The following is a 16,359-nucleotide window of genomic DNA, read 5'->3' as shown; positions in this document are numbered from 1 at the left end:
GCAAAACGGCCCGAAAAATCCGGCGAAAAATAGCAGGCGCACCGGTTTGCCAGCAAGGTACGGTGCAGCACGCGGTCAGTACGCCCGCGTATTTGACCCAGGTCGCGGCACATTGCCGCGCAGCCGCTACCATGCGTGTTTTCACCGTGCGGGGAGCACCATGACGGACAACCAGCGCGAGCTCGAGGCAGGCATCGAGCGCGACCTTTCCGGGCGCATGACCTATGCGAGCTATCTGCAGCTGGAAACGCTGTTGTCCGCGCAGCGGCCGGTATCCGACCCGCCTTACCACGACGAGCTGCTGTTCATCGTGCAGCACCACGTGGCCGAGCTGTGGCTGAAGCTGCTGATCCACGAATTGCGCGCCGCGCTGGCGCTGTTGCGCGGGGATCGCGCCGACCAGGCGCTGAAGGTGCTGGCGCGGGTGAAGCAGATCCAGCGCCAGCTGTTCGAGCAGTGGGCGGTGCTGGAGACGATGACGCCGCACGAGTACCTCGCCTTCCGCGATGCGCTGGGGCCGTCGTCGGGCTTCCAGAGTGCGCAGTACCGCACGGTGGAATTCCTGCTGGGCAACAAGAACGCCGACATGCTGGCGGTGTTCGAGCACGACCCGGCGATCCAGCAAGGCCTGCGCGATACGCTGCACGCACCGGGCGTCTACGACGAGGCGCTGCGCTGGCTGGCGCGGCGTGGCCACGCGGTGCCGCGCGAGCTGCTGGAGCGCGACGTCAGCCAGCCGTGGCAGCGCAGCGAGGCGCTGCTGCCGGTGTTGCGCGCGATCTACGAGGCGCCGGAGCAGCACTGGGCCGAGTTCCACCTGTGCGAGACGCTGGTGGACATCGAGGAGAGCTTCCAGCTGTGGCGCTTCCGCCACATGAAGGCGGTGGAGCGCATCATCGGCTTCCGCCGCGGCACCGGCGGCTCCTCCGGCGTGGGCTTCCTGAAGAAGGCGCTGGATCTGACCTTCTTCCCCGAGCTGATCGAGGTGCGCACGGTGCTGGGTAGTTAACGGTCACCGCGGATTGTCGTAGGAGCCCGCTAGCGGGCGATAACGCCTTTGGCAGGACGTCCATCGGCGAATTCGACACACTCGCGCGGCAGGCTTGCCCGCTCGCGCTACCATGCGGCGCCTGCCTGTCGATCAGGGAACTGCATGACTTCGTCCGCCACTGCCGGCAGCGCGCCGGATTATCCGCAGTTGTTCGGCCATCCACGCCCGCTGTGGATGCTGTTCATGACCGAGTTCTGGGAGCGCTTCGCGTTCTACAGCGTGAGCTGGGCGCTGACGCTGTACATCGTGGCCGAGTTCTATCACGGCGACGCGGCGGGACAGGCCTGGGCCAGCGCGATCTTCGGTGCCTACACCGCGCTGATCTACGGCACCGGCATTTTCGGCGGTTTCGTGGCGGACAGGTTGATCGGCTATCAGCGCACCATCTTGTTGGGCGCGGCGATCATGGCGGCGGGGCTGTTCACGCTGGCGCTGCCGTCGCGTACCTGGCTGCTTGTGGGCCTCGCGCTGGTGATCGTGGGCGATGGCCTGTTCAAGCCGAACATTTCTTCGATGGTGGGCCAGCTCTACGGCACGGACGATCCGCGCCGCGACCGTGGTTTCACCCTGTTCTACATGGGCATCAACGCCGGCGCGCTGGTGGCGCCGCTGGCCACCGGCTGGCTGGCCGCTTACTTCACCGGCACGGCCATGCGGCAGAACTACCAGCTGGTGTTCCTCGCCGCGGGCGTGGGCATGCTGCTGTGCCTGGCCTGGTTCTGGTTCGGCCGACGTCAGTTGAAGGGGGTGGGCCGACCCGCGCCGGCGGCGACGAGCCGCCTGCGCGTCGGGTGGGTGGCGTTGGCCTCGCTGTTGGCAGTGCCGCTGGTGTACTGGCTGCTGTCGGGCATCGGCGCGGGTGGTTTGCAGTGGTTGCTGGGCGCGTTGTTCGTGGTGGTGGCCGCGATGCTGTTGGCGGAGGCGGCGCGGCATGGTCGCGTGCAGACCGAGCGCGTGGTGGCGATGCTGGTGATCTTCGCCTTCAACGTGCTGTTCTGGATGTTCTATTACCAGCTCGGCACCACCTTCAATTTCCTCGCCGAGAACCTGGTGGATCGCCGGATGCTCGGTGGCTGGATGTTCCCCGTGGGCTGGTTCCAGTCGGTGAGCCCGTTGGCCATCATCGTGTTCGCGCCACTGGTGGCGCTGGCGTGGAGCGCGCTGGACAGGCGCGGCGCGGAGCCGTCGATCCCGCGCAAGTTTGGCCTCGGCCTGATCTTCAACGGCCTCGGTTTCGCGGTGTTGGTATACGCGCTGAAGGCCTTGCTGGGGCCGACCGGCCTGCTGCCGTTCTGGCCGCTGGTGCTGTGCTACGTGATGCAGACGCTGGGCGAGCTGTGCCTGTCGCCGATCGGCCTGTCCATGGTGACCAAGCTGGCGCCGCCGAAGCTGGTGGGCTTCGCGATGGGCGGCTGGTTCCTGTCGCTCGCGGTGGGTGGGAACCTCTCGGGCATCTTCGCCAGCCGCGTCGCGGGCGAACACGGGCTTACCGCCGCCGCCGCGCTGTCCGGCTTTACCTTCAGCTTCTGGCTGCTGCTGGGCGCGGGCGTGCTGCTGCTCGCCATCGCGCCCTTGGTGAATCGGCTGATGCATGGGGTGAAATAACGGGCCATGGATGGCCCGTCGTCGGGCAGCGCATGGCGCTGTCCGACGGAGACACGCGCAGGCGTAGCCTGTGCGTGGCGAGTCCCGACCGGGCAGGAGCCCGGTTTGGGACATCGGCAAAGGCTTTGGCTCTGGCCCGGATTCCACCCTAACGCCGATCAGTTACCGTCCCGCCTCGATCCCACCCATCAGCTTGTCCAGAATCCGCGCCAGCCAGGCGCGCTCCTCATCGTCCAGCCGCTCCAGCAATTCCCGCTCACGCTGCCGTGCGCGCGGTGCCACGTCGTTGTGGATTGCCCAGCCGGCATCGGTGAGGCCGAGCACCGAACGGCGTTTGTCGTTCTCGTGGGTGTCGCGGTGCACGCGGCCGGCTTCCACCAATCGCGCCAGCGCACGGCTCACCGCCACCTTGTCCATCGCGGTGCGTTCGGCCACCTCGCGCGCGGAGAGGCCGTCGAAGCGCGCCAGCACGGCCAGCACGCGCCACTCGGTGACGCCGAGGTCGTGGCGTTCTTCGTAGTCGCCGGCGATGGCCTGGCTCACCGTATTCGACACGATGGAGAGCTGGTAGGGCACGAAGCGCTCCAGTTCCAGCGGCGCGTGGTCGGGGTGGCGAACGGCGGGCATGCTGCAAGGCCTCTTGCAAATGGTTTCAGTTGAAACTATAAAGCTGCGACGGTTTGCCGCATAGTGCTGCGGTCGACGCCGCTTTTTCGCAGTGCAACATCCGGAGATTACACGATGAACGCCCAGCCCAACCTCGGCATGCAGGTCAACACCTTCGAAAACCCGATGGGCATCGATGGCTTCGAGTTCGTCGAGTTCGCCGCCCCGGCCGGTCGCGCCGGCGAGCTGCACGCCTTGTTCAAGCGCATGGGCTTTGCCGCGGTGCTGAAGCACACGACGCGCGCAATCACGGTGTACCGCCAGAACGGCGTGAACTTCCTGGTCAACGAGGAACCCGATTCCTTTGCCGCTGATTTCGCCGCGAAACACGGCCCCAGCGCCTGCGGCTTCGCGATCCGCTTCACCAAGCCGGTGGCCGAGGTGGAGAAGACGGTGCTGGCCAATGGCGGCGAGGCGGTGACGCACAAGGTCGCCAGCCGCGCGATCGACGTGCCGGTGGTCAAGGGCATCGGCGACTGCATGCTGTACCTGGTGCCGCGCGAGGGCGACGCCTACGCTGCCGACTACGCGCCGATCCCGGGCGCCGAGCCGAACCCGCAGGGTTTCGGCCTCACCTTCATCGACCACCTCACCCACAACCTGCATTTCGGCAACATGCAGAAGTGGTCGGACTACTACGAGAAGCTGTTCAACTTCCGCGAGATCCGCTACTTCGACATCAAGGGCGCCAAGACCGGCCTGGTGTCGAAGGCGATGACCGCACCGGACGGCGTCGTGCGCATCCCGCTCAACGAGTCCAGCGATCCGAAGTCGCAGATCAACGAATACCTGGATGCCTACAAGGGCGAGGGCATCCAGCACATCGCCTGCTTCACCGACGACATCTACACCACGGTGGAGGCGATGCGCGCCGCCGGCGTGGAATTCCTCGACACCCCGGACACCTATTTCGACGTGGTGGATCTGCGCATCCCGGGCAATGGCGAGGATGTGCCGCGGCTGGCGAAGAACAAGATCCTGATCGACGCCGACAAGGAAACGAAAAAGCGCCTGCTGCTGCAGATATTCACCCAGAACTGCATCGGCCCGATCTTCTTCGAGATCATCCAGCGCAAGGGCAACGAAGGCTTCGGCGAAGGCAACTTCCAGGCCTTGTTCGAGAGCATTGAGCGCGACCAGATGAAGCGCGGCGTGCTGTAAGGTCGAGGCTTGCCAGCCCCTCCCCCGCCGGGGGAGGGGTTTGGGGAGAGGGTGCGAACTTGCCGAATCGCAGCAACCCGCCACTGCCGACCCGCACGCGCGAACAGGCGCGGGACTTGCGCAGGGCCAGCACGGATGCTGAACGCCTGCTCTGGTACCACTTGCGAGCAGGGCGGTTGAACGGCCTGAAATTCCGTCGCCAGCACCCTGTCCCGCCATATGTCGTGGATTTCTACTGCGGGGCGACGAAGCTTGCGGTTGAGCTCGACGGTTCACAGCACAACGGTGCCACGGATCAGCCGCGCACCTGCTTTCTCGAGGCGCAGGGCTTGAAAGTGCTGCGTTTCTGGGACAACGAAGTCCTGCAACAAACGGAAGCCGTGCTTGAGGCGATCCTCGATGCGGCGGCGAAGCGAACCCTCACCCCAACCCCTCTCCCGCTGGGAGAGGGGCTCCACAGCCAAGAGCGATGAGCATCATGCAAGCAAACGGCTACCAATCCGGTTTCGGCAACGAATTCGCCAGCGAGGCGATCCCCGGCGCGTTGCCGGTGGGGCAGAACTCGCCGCAGCAGGCGCCCATGGGCCTGTACGCCGAGCAGCTTTCCGGCACCGCCTTCACCGCGCCGCGCCACCAGAACCGGCGCAGCTGGCTGTATCGCATCCGGCCCGGCGCGGTCTGCGGGCAGTTCGCGCCGCTGGCGCACGCGCGCTTCCACAACCGCTTCGACGAGGCGCCGGCCACGCCCAACCAGTTGCGCTGGGATCCGTGGCCGCTGCCCGAGGCGCCCACCGATTTCCTCGACGGCCTGGTCACCGTGGCCGGCAACGGCGGCGCGGCGGAGCAGGGCGGCATCGGCATCCACGTCTATGCGGCCAATCGCTCGATGCAGGGGCGCTACTTCTACAACGCCGACGCGGAGATGCTGTTCGTGCCGCAGCAGGGGCGGCTGAAGCTCGCCACCGAGCTGGGCGTGATCGAGCTGGAGCCGCAGGAGATCGCGGTGATTCCGCGCGGAGTGCGCTTCCGCGTGGAGCTGGTGGACGCCAGCGCGCGCGGCTACGTGTGCGAAAACTTCGGCGCCATCCTGCGCCTGCCCGAGCTGGGGCCGATCGGCTCCAACGGGCTGGCCAACGCGCGCGACTTCCTCACGCCGGTGGCGGCGTATGAGGACGTCGAAGGCGATTTCGAGCTGGTGGCCAAGTTCCAGGGCGCGCTGTGGACAGCGGCCATCGGCCACTCGCCGCTGGACGTGGTGGCCTGGCACGGCAGCCATGTGCCATACAAGTACGACCTGCGCCGCTACAGCGCCGTCGGCTCCATCAGCGTCGACCACCCCGATCCGTGCATCTTCACCGTGCTCACCTCGGCCAGCGACACACCCGGTACGGCCAACATGGATTTCGCGATCTTCCCGCCGCGCTGGCTGGTGGCGCAGCACACCTTCCGTCCGCCGTGGTTCCACCGCAACGTGGCCAGCGAGTTCATGGGCCTGATCGCGGGCGTGTACGACGCCAAGGCCGAGGGCTTCCTGCCTGGCGGCGCCAGCCTGCACAACTGCATGACCGCGCACGGCCCGGACGCGGCCACCTTCGAGAAGGCCTCGCACGCCGACCTCTCGCAACCGGACGTGATCGAAGGCACCATGGCCTTCATGTTCGAGACGCGCAAGGTGATCCGCCCCACCGCGCAGGCACTGGCCGCGCCGCAACTGCAGCAGGATTACGCGCAGTGTTGGCAAGACCTGCGCAAGCACTTCAAGCCCTGATTCCCCTTACAAGGCAACACGATGAAACTCGCATCTTTGAAGCAAGGTGGCCGCGACGGCACGTTGGTGGTGGTGAGCCGCGACCTGACGCGCGCGGTGCCGGCCACGGGCATCGCCGCCACCTTGCAGGCCGCGCTGGATGACTGGTCGAACGCGGCGCCGCGGCTCAACGCGCTCTCCGAGGCGCTGAACGCCGGCACCGCCGAAGGTGCCTTCGCGCTGGACGTGACCCTGCTCGCCGCGCCGCTGCCGCGTGCCTACGAATTCGTGGACGGCTCGGCCTACCTGCCGCACGTGGAACGCGTGCGCAAGGCGCGCGGCGCCGAGGTGCCCAAGTCCTTCTACACCGATCCGCTGATGTACCAGGCCACCAGTGCCGGCTTCCTTGGCCCGCGCGACGAGGTGGTGGTGCCCAGCGAGGACTACGGCATCGATCTCGAAGCCGAAGTCGTGGTGGTCACCGACGACGTGCCGATGGCGGCCACGCCGGCCCAGGCCTCCGCGCACATCCAGCTCGTCGGCCTCATCAACGACGTCAGCCTGCGCGGGCTGATCCCCGGCGAGCTGGCCAAGGGCTTCGGCTTCCTGCAATCCAAGCCGCGTTCCGCGCTGTCGCCGGTGCTGGTGACGCCGGACGAACTGGGCGAGGCATGGCAGGGCGACAAGCTGCACCTGCCGATGCGCACCTGGCTCAACGGCCAGTGGTTTGGCGAGGCGCAGTGCGGCGTGGACATGCAGTTCAGCTTCGCCGAGCTGGTGGCGCATGCGGCCAAGACGCGCCCGCTCACCGCCGGCACCATCGTCGGTTCCGGCACCATCGCCAACCAGGACACCAGCCTGGGCGCCTCCTGCCTCGCCGAGCAGCGCACGGTGGAAACCCTGCGCGACGGCGCGCCCACGACGCCGTTCCTGAAGTACGGTGACAGCCTGCGTATCGAGATACTCGACGAGGCCGGCGCGTCGATCTTCGGCGCCATCGAGCAGAGCATCGTGCCGCTGGCGCGCTGATTCGGTTCGAGAAGAACAGCGAAGGCCGCCGTGAGGCGGCCTTCGTGTTTTCTGATTAGCGATGAGGCTCAGCCAACATCCCGCCGTTCACCCTGAGCGTAGGCCCGCAGGGCCGAAGTCGAATGGCATCGCGACGCGGTGCTTCGACTCTGCCGGCCATCGCAGGCTGCGCGCAGTACGAACGGTTTTCGACCGTGCTTTGTCAATCGGGTCGTGTTTCCGGCGCGCGTCAGTCTTGCGCAGCGAGCTGGGCCAGCGCCTCGCGCACGCGCTCGGGCGAGGCTTCGCTTGGCGTCGCGGCTTGTGCCACCACCGCATCATCGAGCAGCAGCGACAACATGCCGTTGTCCACGCGCAGCACGGCGGCGTTACCCAGCGCGCGCAGGCGCTGCTGCATGGCGCCGGCGGCCTTGGGGTCGGCGAAGGGGACGGAAAGCAGCAGCTCTTCACCGTCGGCGGCGAACAGGCGGAAGCGGAAGCCGGCGTCGCCGTCGCGGAAGCTGGCAAAGCGCGGGCCCTTGCCGGCCTTTGCGGCGGCCGGTTTCGTTGCCTTGGTGGCCGGCGCCACACCCATCGTGCGCAGGCCGATGGCTTCGCGGATCGCGGCCAGCTTGGGCGTGGCCACGGCGCGCGCCTTGGCCGCACCCGCGCGCAGGATGTCCTCGATTTCGGCGGGCTTGGCCATCAGCGCGTCGTAGCGTTCGCGCAGCGGCGCCACGTCGGTTTCGATGCGCTCGAACAGGCGCTGCTTGGCCTCGCCCCAGCCGATGCCGTCGGCCAGTGCCTGGCGGAAGGTGGCGGTTTCCCCAGCATCCGCGAAGGCGCGGAAGAGGGTGTACAGCGCGGAGCTGTCCGGATCTTTCGGCTCGCCCGGCGCGCGCGAGTCGGTGACGATGCGCATGATCGCCTCGCGCAACGCCTTGGCGCCGCCGGCGAACAGCGGAATGGTGTTGTCGTAGCTCTTGGACATCTTGCGGCCGTCCAGGCCCGGCAAGGTGGCCACGTCCTCCTCGATGGCCACTTCCGGCAGCACGAAGAACTCGCGGCCGTGGAGATGGTTGAAGCGCTGGCCGATGTCGCGCGCCATCTCGATGTGCTGGATCTGGTCGCGTCCCACCGGCACCTTGTGCGCGTCGAAGGCGAGGATGTCGGCCGCCATCAGCACGGGGTACATGTACAGGCCCGCGGTGACGCCGGCGTCCGGGTCTTCGCCGAGTTCGCCGTTGCGATCCACCGCTGCCTTGTAGGCGTGCGCGCGGTTGAGCAGGCCCTTGGCGGTGACGCAGGTGAGGAACCAGGTCAGTTCGGGGATCTCGGGGATGTCCGACTGCCGGTAGAAGGTGACGCGCGCGGGATCGAGCCCGGCGGCCAGCCAGGTCGCCGCGATCTCCAGCCGCGAGCGCTCGATGCGCGCGGCGTCGTCGCTCTTGATGAGCGCGTGATAATCGGCGAGGAAGAAGAACGCATCCACGTCGGCGCGCTGGCTGGCCTTGATCGCGGGGCGGATCGCGCCCGCGTAGTTGCCCAGGTGTGGCGTGCCGGTGGTGGTGATGCCGGTGAGGACTCGGGTTTGCATGTTTCGTCGCTTGTGTCGTGGCGCGTCAGCGCAGCAGGGTGGATTTGCCGAACAGGCTCTCGACCAGATCCACGGCGAGTTTGGCGGTGGCGTTCTTGCGGTCGAAGGCGGGGTTCAGTTCCACGATGTCGAGCGAGGCGAGCTTGCCGGAGTCGCAGATCATCTCCATGCACAGCTGCGCCTCGCGGTAATTCGGGCCGCCGCGCACCGTGGTGCCCACGCCGGGGGCGATGCTGGGGTCGAGGAAATCCACGTCGAAGCTCACGTGCAGGTGGGTGTCGGCATCGACGCCGGCGAGTGCCTCTTCCATGGTGCGGCGCATGCCTTCCTCGTCGAGGTGGCGCATGTCGAACACGCGCATGTGCGCGGCCTGCACGAGTTTCTTTTCACCTTCGTCCACCGAGCGTATGCCGATCTGGCGGAACACCTCGGGCGACACGGCGGGCGTCGTGCCGCCGATGCCGGTGAGCGCGGCCGGGCCGTTGCCGGTGAGGCAGGCCACCGGCATGCCGTGGATGTTGCCCGAGGGCGTGACGGCGGCGGTGTTGAAGTCGGCGTGCGCATCCAGCCACAGCACGCGCAGCCGCTTGCCCTGCTCACGGCAATGCCGCGCCACCGCGCTGATCGAGCCGATGGCGAGGCAATGGTCGCCACCGAGCATGATCGGCAAGTGGCCGGCGGCCAGCTCGGTATGGATGGCCGCATGCACGGCCTGGTTCCATGCCGCCACTTCGGCCAGGTGACGATAGCCGTCCACCGGCGGCAGCCACGGGTTGTGCGGGCCGTGCAGGTTGCCGCGGTCGAGCACGTCCAGCCCGCGCGCGCGCAACTTTTCGGCGATCTGCGCCACGCGCAGCGCCTCCGGCCCCATCGAGGCGCCGCGATGGCCGGCGCCGATGTCGGTGGGTGCGCCCACCAGGGCGATGGTCTTGTGCTTCATGTGGCGATGTCCGCATCAAGGCCCGCATGCGCCTGGCGGGCATGGCCGGGCGATGGCGGGCGGTAGGTGTCCGCCAAGTGGTGCCGGGCGGGCGCTGGTTCCGGGCGGGCCGTTCGGGCCGCCGGAAAGCCGTCGATCAACAGGGCTTATCGTACCAAGAGCCCCGTGGCAACGCGTAGCGCGCGGCGTCGGCACGGCTGGGTGGGGCCATGGTGGGCGTCGAATGCGGGTATCCTTGCGCGATGTTTTACCCGTGACCGCAGAGACGCGCCGCCATGCTGCTGATGATCGACAACTACGACAGCTTCACCTACAACCTCGTGCAGTACCTGGGCGAGCTGGGGCAGACGGTGAAGGTGGTGCGCAACGATGCGTTGGACGTCGCCGGCATCCGCGCGCTGAAGCCCTCGCACATCATGATCTCGCCGGGGCCGGGCACGCCGGACGATGCGGGCGTGTCGCTGGACGTGCTGCGCGAACTGTCGGGCGAGATCCCGGTGTTCGGCGTGTGCCTTGGCCACCAGGCCATCGGCCAGGCTTTCGGCGGCAAGGTGATCCGCGCCAAGGAGATCATGCACGGCAAGGTCTCGCCGGTGCGTCACTGCGGGCAGGGCGTGTTCGTTGGCCTGCCCGATCCGTTCGAGGCCACGCGCTATCACTCGCTGGTGGTGGAGCAGGCGTCCTTGCCCGATTGCCTCGAAGTGACTGCATGGACGGAGCACGCGGACGGCTCCATCGACGAGATCATGGGCCTCAGGCACAAGACCCTGCCGGTGGAGGGCGTGCAGTTCCATCCCGAATCCATCCTCACCCAGCACGGCCACGACCTGCTGGCCAACTTCCTGGGTTTGCCGCGGCGGAAGCTGGCGGCATGAGCGCGCGCGCCATCGCCATCACGCCGCAGGAAGCCCTGCAGCGCACCATCGAACATCGCGAGATCTTCCACGACGAGATGATCGCGCTGATGCGCCAGATCATGGCGGGCGAGGTGAGCCCGCTGATGACCGCGGCGATCATCACCGGCCTGCGCGTGAAGAAGGAAACCGTGGGCGAGATCACCGGCGCGGCGCGGGTGATGCGCGAGCTGTCGCACAAGGTGGCGGTGGCGGGCGACGCCACACACCTGCTCGACATCGTGGGCACCGGCGGCGACGGCGCGTCCAGCTTCAACATTTCCACCTGCGCCATGTTCGTGGCGGCGGCGGCCGGCGCGCGCATCGCCAAGCACGGCGGGCGCAGCGTGTCGTCCAAGTCGGGCAGTGCCGACGTGCTGGAGGCGCTGGGCGCGCGCATCGACCTTGCGCCATCGAAGGTTGCCGCCTGCCTTGCCGAGACCGGCATCGGCTTCATGTTCGCGCCCAACCATCATCCGGCGATGAAAGTCGTTGCGCCGGTGCGCAAGGAGATGGGCGTGCGCACGCTGTTCAACATCCTGGGGCCGCTCACCAACCCGGCCGACGCGCCGAACATCCTGATGGGCGTGTTCCACCCCGACCTGGTCGGCATCCAGGTGCGCGTGCTGCAGCAGCTCGGCGCGCGGCGTGCGCTGGTGGTGTGGGGGCGCGACGGCATGGACGAAATCTCGCTGGGCGCGGCCACCCTGGTGGGCGAGCTCACGGATGGCGTGGTGCGCGAGTACGAGGTCGAGCCGGAGGATTTCGGCCTGGCGATGGCCTCCAGCCGCAACCTGCGCGTGCATGACGTGGCCGAGTCCAGGGCCATGCTGGAGGGCGTGCTGCGGGGCGAACCCGGCGTGGCGCACGACATCGTGTGCCTGAACGCCGGCGCGGCGCTGTATGCCGCGGGCGTGGTCGATGCGATCGGTAGTGGCATCGAGCGGGCGCGCGCGGCGATTGCCAGCGGCGCGGCGCATGCGAAAATGCACGCCTTCGTGGCAGCCACCCAGCGCCTGGCTTGACGGCGCGACGACGTTTGCGCCGCCACGATGCCCTCGCCGCCGCCTTCCCCCCGGATCGCCATGACCGACATCCTCAACCGCATCCTCGCCCGCAAGGCGGAAGAAGTGGCCGAACGCCGGGCACACCTGCCGCTGGCCGAACTGGCCGCGCGCATCCCCGACCTGCCTGACACGCGCGGCTTTGCCGCTGCCATCGAAGCCAAGATCAACGCCGGCAAGCCGGCGGTGATCGCCGAGGTGAAGAAGGCCAGTCCGAGCAAGGGCGTGATCCGGCATGATTTCGACCCGGCCGCCATCGCCAGGAGCTACGAGAAGGCTGGCGCCGCCTGCCTCTCGGTGCTCACCGACAGCGACTTCTTCCAGGGCAGCGAGGATTTCCTCAAGCAGGCGCGTGCGGCGTGCAAGCTGCCGGTGCTGCGCAAGGATTTCATCATCGACAGCTACCAGGTGCACGAGGCGCGCGCGATCGGCGCCGATTGCATCCTCCTGATCGTGGCGGCGCTGGGCGACGACGAGCTGTTGCAGCTGTCGATGCAGGCCGCCGAGCTGGATCTCGACGTCTTGTGCGAGGTGCACGACGAAGAGGAACTGGAGCGCGCGCTGGCCCTGCCGGTGCCGTTGATCGGCGTGAACAACCGCAATCTGCGCAGCTTCGAGACCTCGCTGGATACCTCGCTGCGGCTGCAGGAGCGGATGGAGTACGACCGCGTGCTGGTGGCCGAGTCCGGCATCCGCACGCGCGAGGACGTGGCGCGCCTGCGCGACGGTGGCATCAACGCCTTCCTGGTCGGCGAGGCCTTCATGCGCGCCGACGATCCCGGCGCCGAACTGAAACGGCTGTTCGGCGCGAAGTGATGCGAGCCCATCCTGCCAGCCGGCCGCCGCAGGTCGCGGCTGCCGACGCGCGGCCCGCGTCGCGCGTGGTGCTGTTCGATTTCGACGGCGTGCTGCTGCATGGCGATGCGTTCTACCTGTTCGTGCGCGAGCGCTTCGCGCGCTCGTGGCTGCGCCAGCTGCTGGTGTTGCCCTGCCTGCCATGGCTGCTGCTGCAACTGCCGTTCTCGCGTCGACGCGCGGCGCGTACCCTGGTGCACGTCGCCCTGTTCGCCGTGCGCGAGCACGCCTACCAGCAACACGCCCGCGCCTTCGCCGCCGATCTGGTGCAGCATTCGCGCCTGTTCAATCGCGATGCCCTGCGCCAGCTGCGCCTCCACCAGCAGGCCGGCGATCGCGTGCTCGTGGTCACCGGCTGCGAGCAGGCGCTGGTGGGCGGCATCCTTGACCAGCTTGGCCTGCATGAGGTTGAACGGCTCGCCTCGCGCCTGCGGCCCACGTGGCTGGGCATGCGCACCGGTTTCCACAATATCGGTGCGGCCAAGCTCAAGGCGCTGTCCACGCACGGCGTGAGCGAATGGCAGCTGGCCTACACCGATTCGCTGATGGACGTGCCGATGCTTCGATCCGCCGCCGAGCCGGTGCTGGTCAACGGCACGCCCAGGCTGTGCAAGAAGATGGATGCCGCGCTGGGGCGCGTGGTGGGCCGCGTCGCCTGGCGGTGAAGTGCCCTTCCCGTAGGAGCCCGCTGGCGGGCTCCTACGGGGAGGGTGAGGTGATCGACAGCGCCAGCGCCTCCGCCACGCGGATGCCGTCCACCGCTGCGGAGAGGATGCCGCCGGCATAACCCGCGCCTTCGCCGGCGGGATACAGGCCGCGCGTGTTGAGGCTTTGCATATCCTCGTCGCGGCGCCTGATGCGCACCGGCGAGGAGGTCCGCGTCTCCACCCCGGTGAGCATGGCGTCGGGCAGGGCGTAGCCCCGGATCTGGCGGTCGAAGACGGGGATGGCGGCGCGGATCGCCGTCACCGCGTAGTCGGGCAGGGCGGCGGAAAGATCGGTGAGACGCACGCCGGGTTGGTAGGAGGGCTGCACGTCGCCCAGCGCGGTCGAGGCGCGGCCGGCGAGGAAATCACCCACGCGCTGCGCCGGTGCACTGTAGTCGCCGCCGCCCAGGGTGTAGGCGTGCGACTCCCAATGCCGTTGCAGTGCGATGCCGGCCAGCGGGCCTTCGCCATAGGGCGCGTAATCGGCTGGCGCGATGTCGCAGACGATGGCGGCGTTGGCGTTGCGTTCGTTGCGCGAATACTGGCTCATGCCGTTGGTGACCACGCGGCCCGGCTCGCTGGTGGCGGCCACCACGGTGCCGCCGGGGCACATGCAGAAGCTGTACACCGAGCGACCGCCCTCGCCGTGGTGCACCAACTGGTAGTCGGCGGCGCCAAGCAGGGGATGCCCGGCCTGCGGGCCGAAGCGTGCACGGTCGATCAGGGCTTGCGGGTGCTCGATGCGGAAGCCGATGGAGAAGGGCTTGGCCTCCAGGTACACGCCGCGCGCATGCAGCATCGCGAAGGTGTCGCGCGCGCTGTGGCCCAGCGCCAGCACCACGTGGTCGCTGCGCAGCTCGCTGCCGTCGGCCAGCCGCACGCCGCGTACGTGACGCGCGCCGTGTGCGTCGGCGTCGACCAGCAGGTCGTCCACGCGCGCGCCGAAGCGCACTTCGCCGCCCAGCGCGATGATGCTTGCGCGCATCGCCTCCACCATCGTCACCAGGCGGAAGGTGCCGATGTGCGGCTTGCTGACATAGAGGATTTCCTCCGGCGCGCCGGCCTTGACGAACTCCTCCAGCACCTTGCGGCCATGGTGGCGCGGGTCGCGGATCTGGCTGTGCAGCTTGCCGTCGGAAAACGTGCCGGCGCCGCCTTCGCCGAACTGCACGTTGGAGTCGGGGTGCAGCTCGCGCTGGCGCCACAGATCCCAGGTGTCCTTGGTGCGTTCGCGCACCGCCTTGCCACGTTCCAGCACGATGGGGCGGAAGCCCATCTCGGCCAGGATCAGCGCCGCGAACAGGCCGCAGGGGCCGAAGCCGATCACGATGGGCCGGTGTTCCAGTTTCGCCGGCGCCTGCGCCACATGGCGGTAGCTCGTGTCTGGCGTGGGCTGCACATGGCGGTCATCGGCATGGCGTGCCAGCAGCGCGGCCTCGTTCGCCACGGCCACGTCCACCGTATAGATCAGCGCGATGGCGCCGCGCTTGCGGGCGTCGTAGCCGCGACGGAACACGGTGTGGCTGTGCAGGGCGGCGGGCGGGATGCCGAGCTTGGCGCAGATCGCGGCGGGCAACGCTTGCGCCGGGTGATCCAGCGGCAGCTTGAGGTCGGTGAGGCGCAGCATGCGGGCGAGGCCGGGGCGATGGCGAGGGGCGGATTCTCGCAGATATGCCCGCGCCGGTGCGGCCGCCGAACCGCGCGGTCGGCGCCGCGAGGGATGGTGTTGCGGCGACGGCGCGTGGCCGCGCGCGGCCTCAGGAGGGGTGTTTCTCGGTGCCGTTGGCGCTGGCGTAGACCTGGTCGGCCCATTCGGTGGCATGCAGGTAGGCGCCGGCCAGTTTCTGGATGCGCTGCGGAGGAACCTGCGCGCTGGTGAGTTCGTTGGCCTCCCAGGCAACGATCTGCTGCAGCAGCGGGGCGAAGACGCCGCCGCGGCCGGTCAGGGCATCGCTGATTTCCGGCGCGAGGCGCAGGTGGGTGAGCAGGTATTCCATCGGCGCGCACATCAGCGTGTCGAGCAGCGAGAACAGGCCGACGGTGAAGGCCATCTCGGTGTGGCCGGCCGGCATGCCGGCGGCCATTTCCTCGCACATGCGGGCGCGGATCAAGGCGGCACGCAGGAGCTCGGGCGGGCGATCGTCCATGCCGCACATGGCCATGGTGTCGATCCAGTTGCGCATGCGGTTGACGCCGAAGAAGATCGCCGCCTGCTGCACCGACTTCAGCTGTCGCGGCAGGGCGAAGTAGGCGGAGTTGACGCAGCTGAGCAGCTTGTAGCTGAGTACGGCGTCGTCGCGGATGATGTTGCCCAGCTCCACCGGACCCGGGTTGCTTTCGTGCATCGCGCCCATCAGGCGCATCATGCTGAGCCGGTTGGCGGTGAGCACCGGCACGGCGACCGGTTGCGGCACCAGCAGGTAGCGGCCCTGCACGGCCTCCAGCGGCAGTGTCAGACAGCGCTCGTAGGTGGCGTGGTCGTTGACCTGACCGGCGATCACGCGGATGCCGCGCCCGTGCAGCGTCTCGGTGCGTTTTTGCAGTTGTTCGGGCGTGAGGCGGGCGGCGTCCAGGCGCACCAGTTGCACCATCTGCAGCAGTGCCTCCAGCGGCAGGCTGCTGTCCAGACCCTGTTCGCCAAGTTCAAGGATGAACTGGCAGCCGCGCTGGGCCATCGCCTGCAGGCGTTTCAGCAGGGCCTCGTCGTTCGCCACGCCCGGTTGCAGCACCATGCCGAGGCGCGGCTGGTGCAGCAGCACGTCGGAATCTTCCGGCAGCAGTTCGGCCGGCAGGCTCAGGAAGGCGCGGTTGCCGCGCACCAGGCGCGTCAGCGCGCCGTCGGTGATGGTGGCGAGCACGCGCGGGAGTAGTTCCTTTTCGTCGCCTTCCTCACGGTGGAACACGATCTCGTAGGCGAACAGCTGACGCTCACGGTCGAGCAATGGGATACGCAGCACGGGCAGCGGCGAGGAGGCTTCGTAGAGCGATGAACCGGAGGTGGACGCCTGGTTGGCCGGGGAGGCCGAGGTCTGGGTGGGGCTCATGGTCTATCCGGTGTTGCGTGT

Annotated in this window: 15 protein-coding genes; 10 read left to right on the top strand and 5 right to left on the bottom strand. The window is 68.2% G+C overall.

Going from position 1 to position 16,359, the window contains the following annotated elements; genetic code table 11:
- Positions 1-160 precede the first annotated feature (160 nt).
- Complete coding sequence (locus AC3WQA_RS07265; RefSeq protein WP_492674404.1) at positions 161-1,009, top strand: tryptophan 2,3-dioxygenase; 849 nt, start codon at positions 161-163, stop codon at positions 1,007-1,009.
- A 144-nt stretch (positions 1,010-1,153) separates the two neighbouring features.
- On the top strand, positions 1,154-2,656 hold the full coding sequence (locus tag AC3WQA_RS07260; protein WP_492674403.1) for a peptide MFS transporter: 1,503 nt from the start codon (positions 1,154-1,156) through the stop codon (positions 2,654-2,656).
- A gap of 162 nt (positions 2,657-2,818) precedes the next feature.
- Here the strand turns inward: AC3WQA_RS07260 and AC3WQA_RS07255 are convergent, their stop codons facing one another.
- The gene (locus AC3WQA_RS07255; protein WP_492674402.1) at positions 2,819-3,283 is read right to left on the bottom strand and encodes a MarR family winged helix-turn-helix transcriptional regulator; all 465 of its coding nucleotides are present in this window, start codon (positions 3,281-3,283) and stop codon (positions 2,819-2,821) included.
- 114 nt (positions 3,284-3,397) lie between these two features.
- On the opposite strand from AC3WQA_RS07255, the gene hppD reads away from it, so the two are divergent.
- From hppD to AC3WQA_RS07235, 4 genes are read left to right on the top strand one after another with little or no spacing between them, the layout of a single operon-like run.
- A complete protein-coding gene (hppD, locus tag AC3WQA_RS07250; protein ID WP_492674401.1) occupies positions 3,398-4,483 on the top strand; it encodes a 4-hydroxyphenylpyruvate dioxygenase in 1,086 nt (361 codons plus the stop codon).
- 59 nt (positions 4,484-4,542) lie between these two features.
- The gene (locus AC3WQA_RS07245; RefSeq protein ID WP_492674400.1) at positions 4,543-4,956 is read left to right on the top strand and encodes an endonuclease domain-containing protein; all 414 of its coding nucleotides are present in this window, start codon (positions 4,543-4,545) and stop codon (positions 4,954-4,956) included.
- A gap of 5 nt (positions 4,957-4,961) precedes the next feature.
- Entirely contained in the window at positions 4,962-6,251 is a 1,290-nt protein-coding gene (gene hmgA / locus AC3WQA_RS07240; RefSeq protein WP_492674399.1) for a homogentisate 1,2-dioxygenase, read from the top strand.
- A 21-nt stretch (positions 6,252-6,272) separates the two neighbouring features.
- Complete coding sequence (locus tag AC3WQA_RS07235) at positions 6,273-7,259, top strand: fumarylacetoacetate hydrolase family protein (protein WP_492674398.1); 987 nt, start codon at positions 6,273-6,275, stop codon at positions 7,257-7,259.
- 229 nt (positions 7,260-7,488) lie between these two features.
- Here the strand turns inward: AC3WQA_RS07235 and AC3WQA_RS07230 are convergent, their stop codons facing one another.
- Complete coding sequence (locus AC3WQA_RS07230) at positions 7,489-8,835, bottom strand: tryptophan--tRNA ligase (protein ID WP_492674397.1); 1,347 nt, start codon at positions 8,833-8,835, stop codon at positions 7,489-7,491.
- 25 nt (positions 8,836-8,860) lie between these two features.
- Entirely contained in the window at positions 8,861-9,775 is a 915-nt protein-coding gene (rocF, locus tag AC3WQA_RS07225) for an arginase (protein ID WP_492674396.1), read from the bottom strand.
- Positions 9,776-10,050: 275 nt separating this feature from the next.
- Between rocF and AC3WQA_RS07220 the strand changes: the two genes are divergently transcribed.
- The 4 genes from AC3WQA_RS07220 to AC3WQA_RS07205 are packed head-to-tail and all read left to right on the top strand — an operon-like array spanning position 10,051 to position 13,252.
- On the top strand, positions 10,051-10,650 hold the full coding sequence (locus AC3WQA_RS07220; protein WP_492674395.1) for an anthranilate synthase component II: 600 nt from the start codon (positions 10,051-10,053) through the stop codon (positions 10,648-10,650).
- Positions 10,647-11,693: an anthranilate phosphoribosyltransferase gene (gene trpD, locus AC3WQA_RS07215; RefSeq protein ID WP_492674394.1), complete on the top strand. Its 1,047-nt coding sequence runs from the start codon at positions 10,647-10,649 to the stop codon at positions 11,691-11,693. The genes AC3WQA_RS07220 and trpD overlap by 4 nt, the downstream gene beginning before the upstream one ends.
- Positions 11,694-11,753: 60 nt before the next feature.
- Positions 11,754-12,548, top strand: a complete 795-nt coding sequence (gene trpC / locus AC3WQA_RS07210; protein ID WP_492674393.1) for an indole-3-glycerol phosphate synthase TrpC — start codon at positions 11,754-11,756, stop codon at positions 12,546-12,548.
- Complete coding sequence (locus AC3WQA_RS07205) at positions 12,548-13,252, top strand: HAD family hydrolase (RefSeq protein WP_492674392.1); 705 nt, start codon at positions 12,548-12,550, stop codon at positions 13,250-13,252. Before trpC ends, AC3WQA_RS07205 begins: the two co-directional genes overlap by 1 nt.
- A 34-nt stretch (positions 13,253-13,286) precedes the next feature.
- On the opposite strand, the gene AC3WQA_RS07200 is transcribed toward AC3WQA_RS07205, so the two are convergent.
- Positions 13,287-14,921 (bottom strand): NAD(P)/FAD-dependent oxidoreductase, encoded by a 1,635-nt coding sequence (locus AC3WQA_RS07200; RefSeq protein ID WP_492674391.1) that lies wholly within the window; start codon positions 14,919-14,921, stop codon positions 13,287-13,289.
- 130 nt (positions 14,922-15,051) lie between these two features.
- Positions 15,052-16,338, bottom strand: a complete 1,287-nt coding sequence (locus AC3WQA_RS07195) for an EAL and HDOD domain-containing protein (protein ID WP_492674390.1) — start codon at positions 16,336-16,338, stop codon at positions 15,052-15,054.
- Positions 16,339-16,359 lie beyond the last annotated feature (21 nt).

This window comes from Rhodanobacter sp. FW106-PBR-R2A-2-24, from assembly GCF_058789615.1.
Note: the sequence above shows the minus strand (reverse complement) of the source record. Positions and strands in the feature narration are given on the sequence as shown.

Excerpts from the sequence above, each read along its gene's own strand:
- AC3WQA_RS07265 (WP_492674404.1), top strand. The coding sequence starts at position 161 with ATGACGGACAACCAGCGCGAGCTCGAGGCAGGCATCGAGCGCGACCTT.
- AC3WQA_RS07260 (WP_492674403.1), top strand. The coding sequence starts at position 1,154 with ATGACTTCGTCCGCCACTGCCGGCAGCGCGCCGGATTATCCGCAGTTG.
- AC3WQA_RS07255 (WP_492674402.1), bottom strand. The coding sequence starts at position 3,283 with ATGCCCGCCGTTCGCCACCCCGACCACGCGCCGCTGGAACTGGAGCGC.
- hppD (WP_492674401.1), top strand. The coding sequence starts at position 3,398 with ATGAACGCCCAGCCCAACCTCGGCATGCAGGTCAACACCTTCGAAAAC.
- hmgA (WP_492674399.1), top strand. The coding sequence starts at position 4,962 with ATGCAAGCAAACGGCTACCAATCCGGTTTCGGCAACGAATTCGCCAGC.
- AC3WQA_RS07235 (WP_492674398.1), top strand. The coding sequence starts at position 6,273 with ATGAAACTCGCATCTTTGAAGCAAGGTGGCCGCGACGGCACGTTGGTG.
- AC3WQA_RS07230 (WP_492674397.1), bottom strand. The coding sequence starts at position 8,835 with ATGCAAACCCGAGTCCTCACCGGCATCACCACCACCGGCACGCCACAC.
- rocF (WP_492674396.1), bottom strand. The coding sequence starts at position 9,775 with ATGAAGCACAAGACCATCGCCCTGGTGGGCGCACCCACCGACATCGGC.
- AC3WQA_RS07220 (WP_492674395.1), top strand. The coding sequence starts at position 10,051 with ATGCTGCTGATGATCGACAACTACGACAGCTTCACCTACAACCTCGTG.
- trpD (WP_492674394.1), top strand. The coding sequence starts at position 10,647 with ATGAGCGCGCGCGCCATCGCCATCACGCCGCAGGAAGCCCTGCAGCGC.
- trpC (WP_492674393.1), top strand. The coding sequence starts at position 11,754 with ATGACCGACATCCTCAACCGCATCCTCGCCCGCAAGGCGGAAGAAGTG.
- AC3WQA_RS07205 (WP_492674392.1), top strand. The coding sequence starts at position 12,548 with ATGCGAGCCCATCCTGCCAGCCGGCCGCCGCAGGTCGCGGCTGCCGAC.
- AC3WQA_RS07200 (WP_492674391.1), bottom strand. The coding sequence starts at position 14,921 with ATGCTGCGCCTCACCGACCTCAAGCTGCCGCTGGATCACCCGGCGCAA.
- AC3WQA_RS07195 (WP_492674390.1), bottom strand. The coding sequence starts at position 16,338 with ATGAGCCCCACCCAGACCTCGGCCTCCCCGGCCAACCAGGCGTCCACC.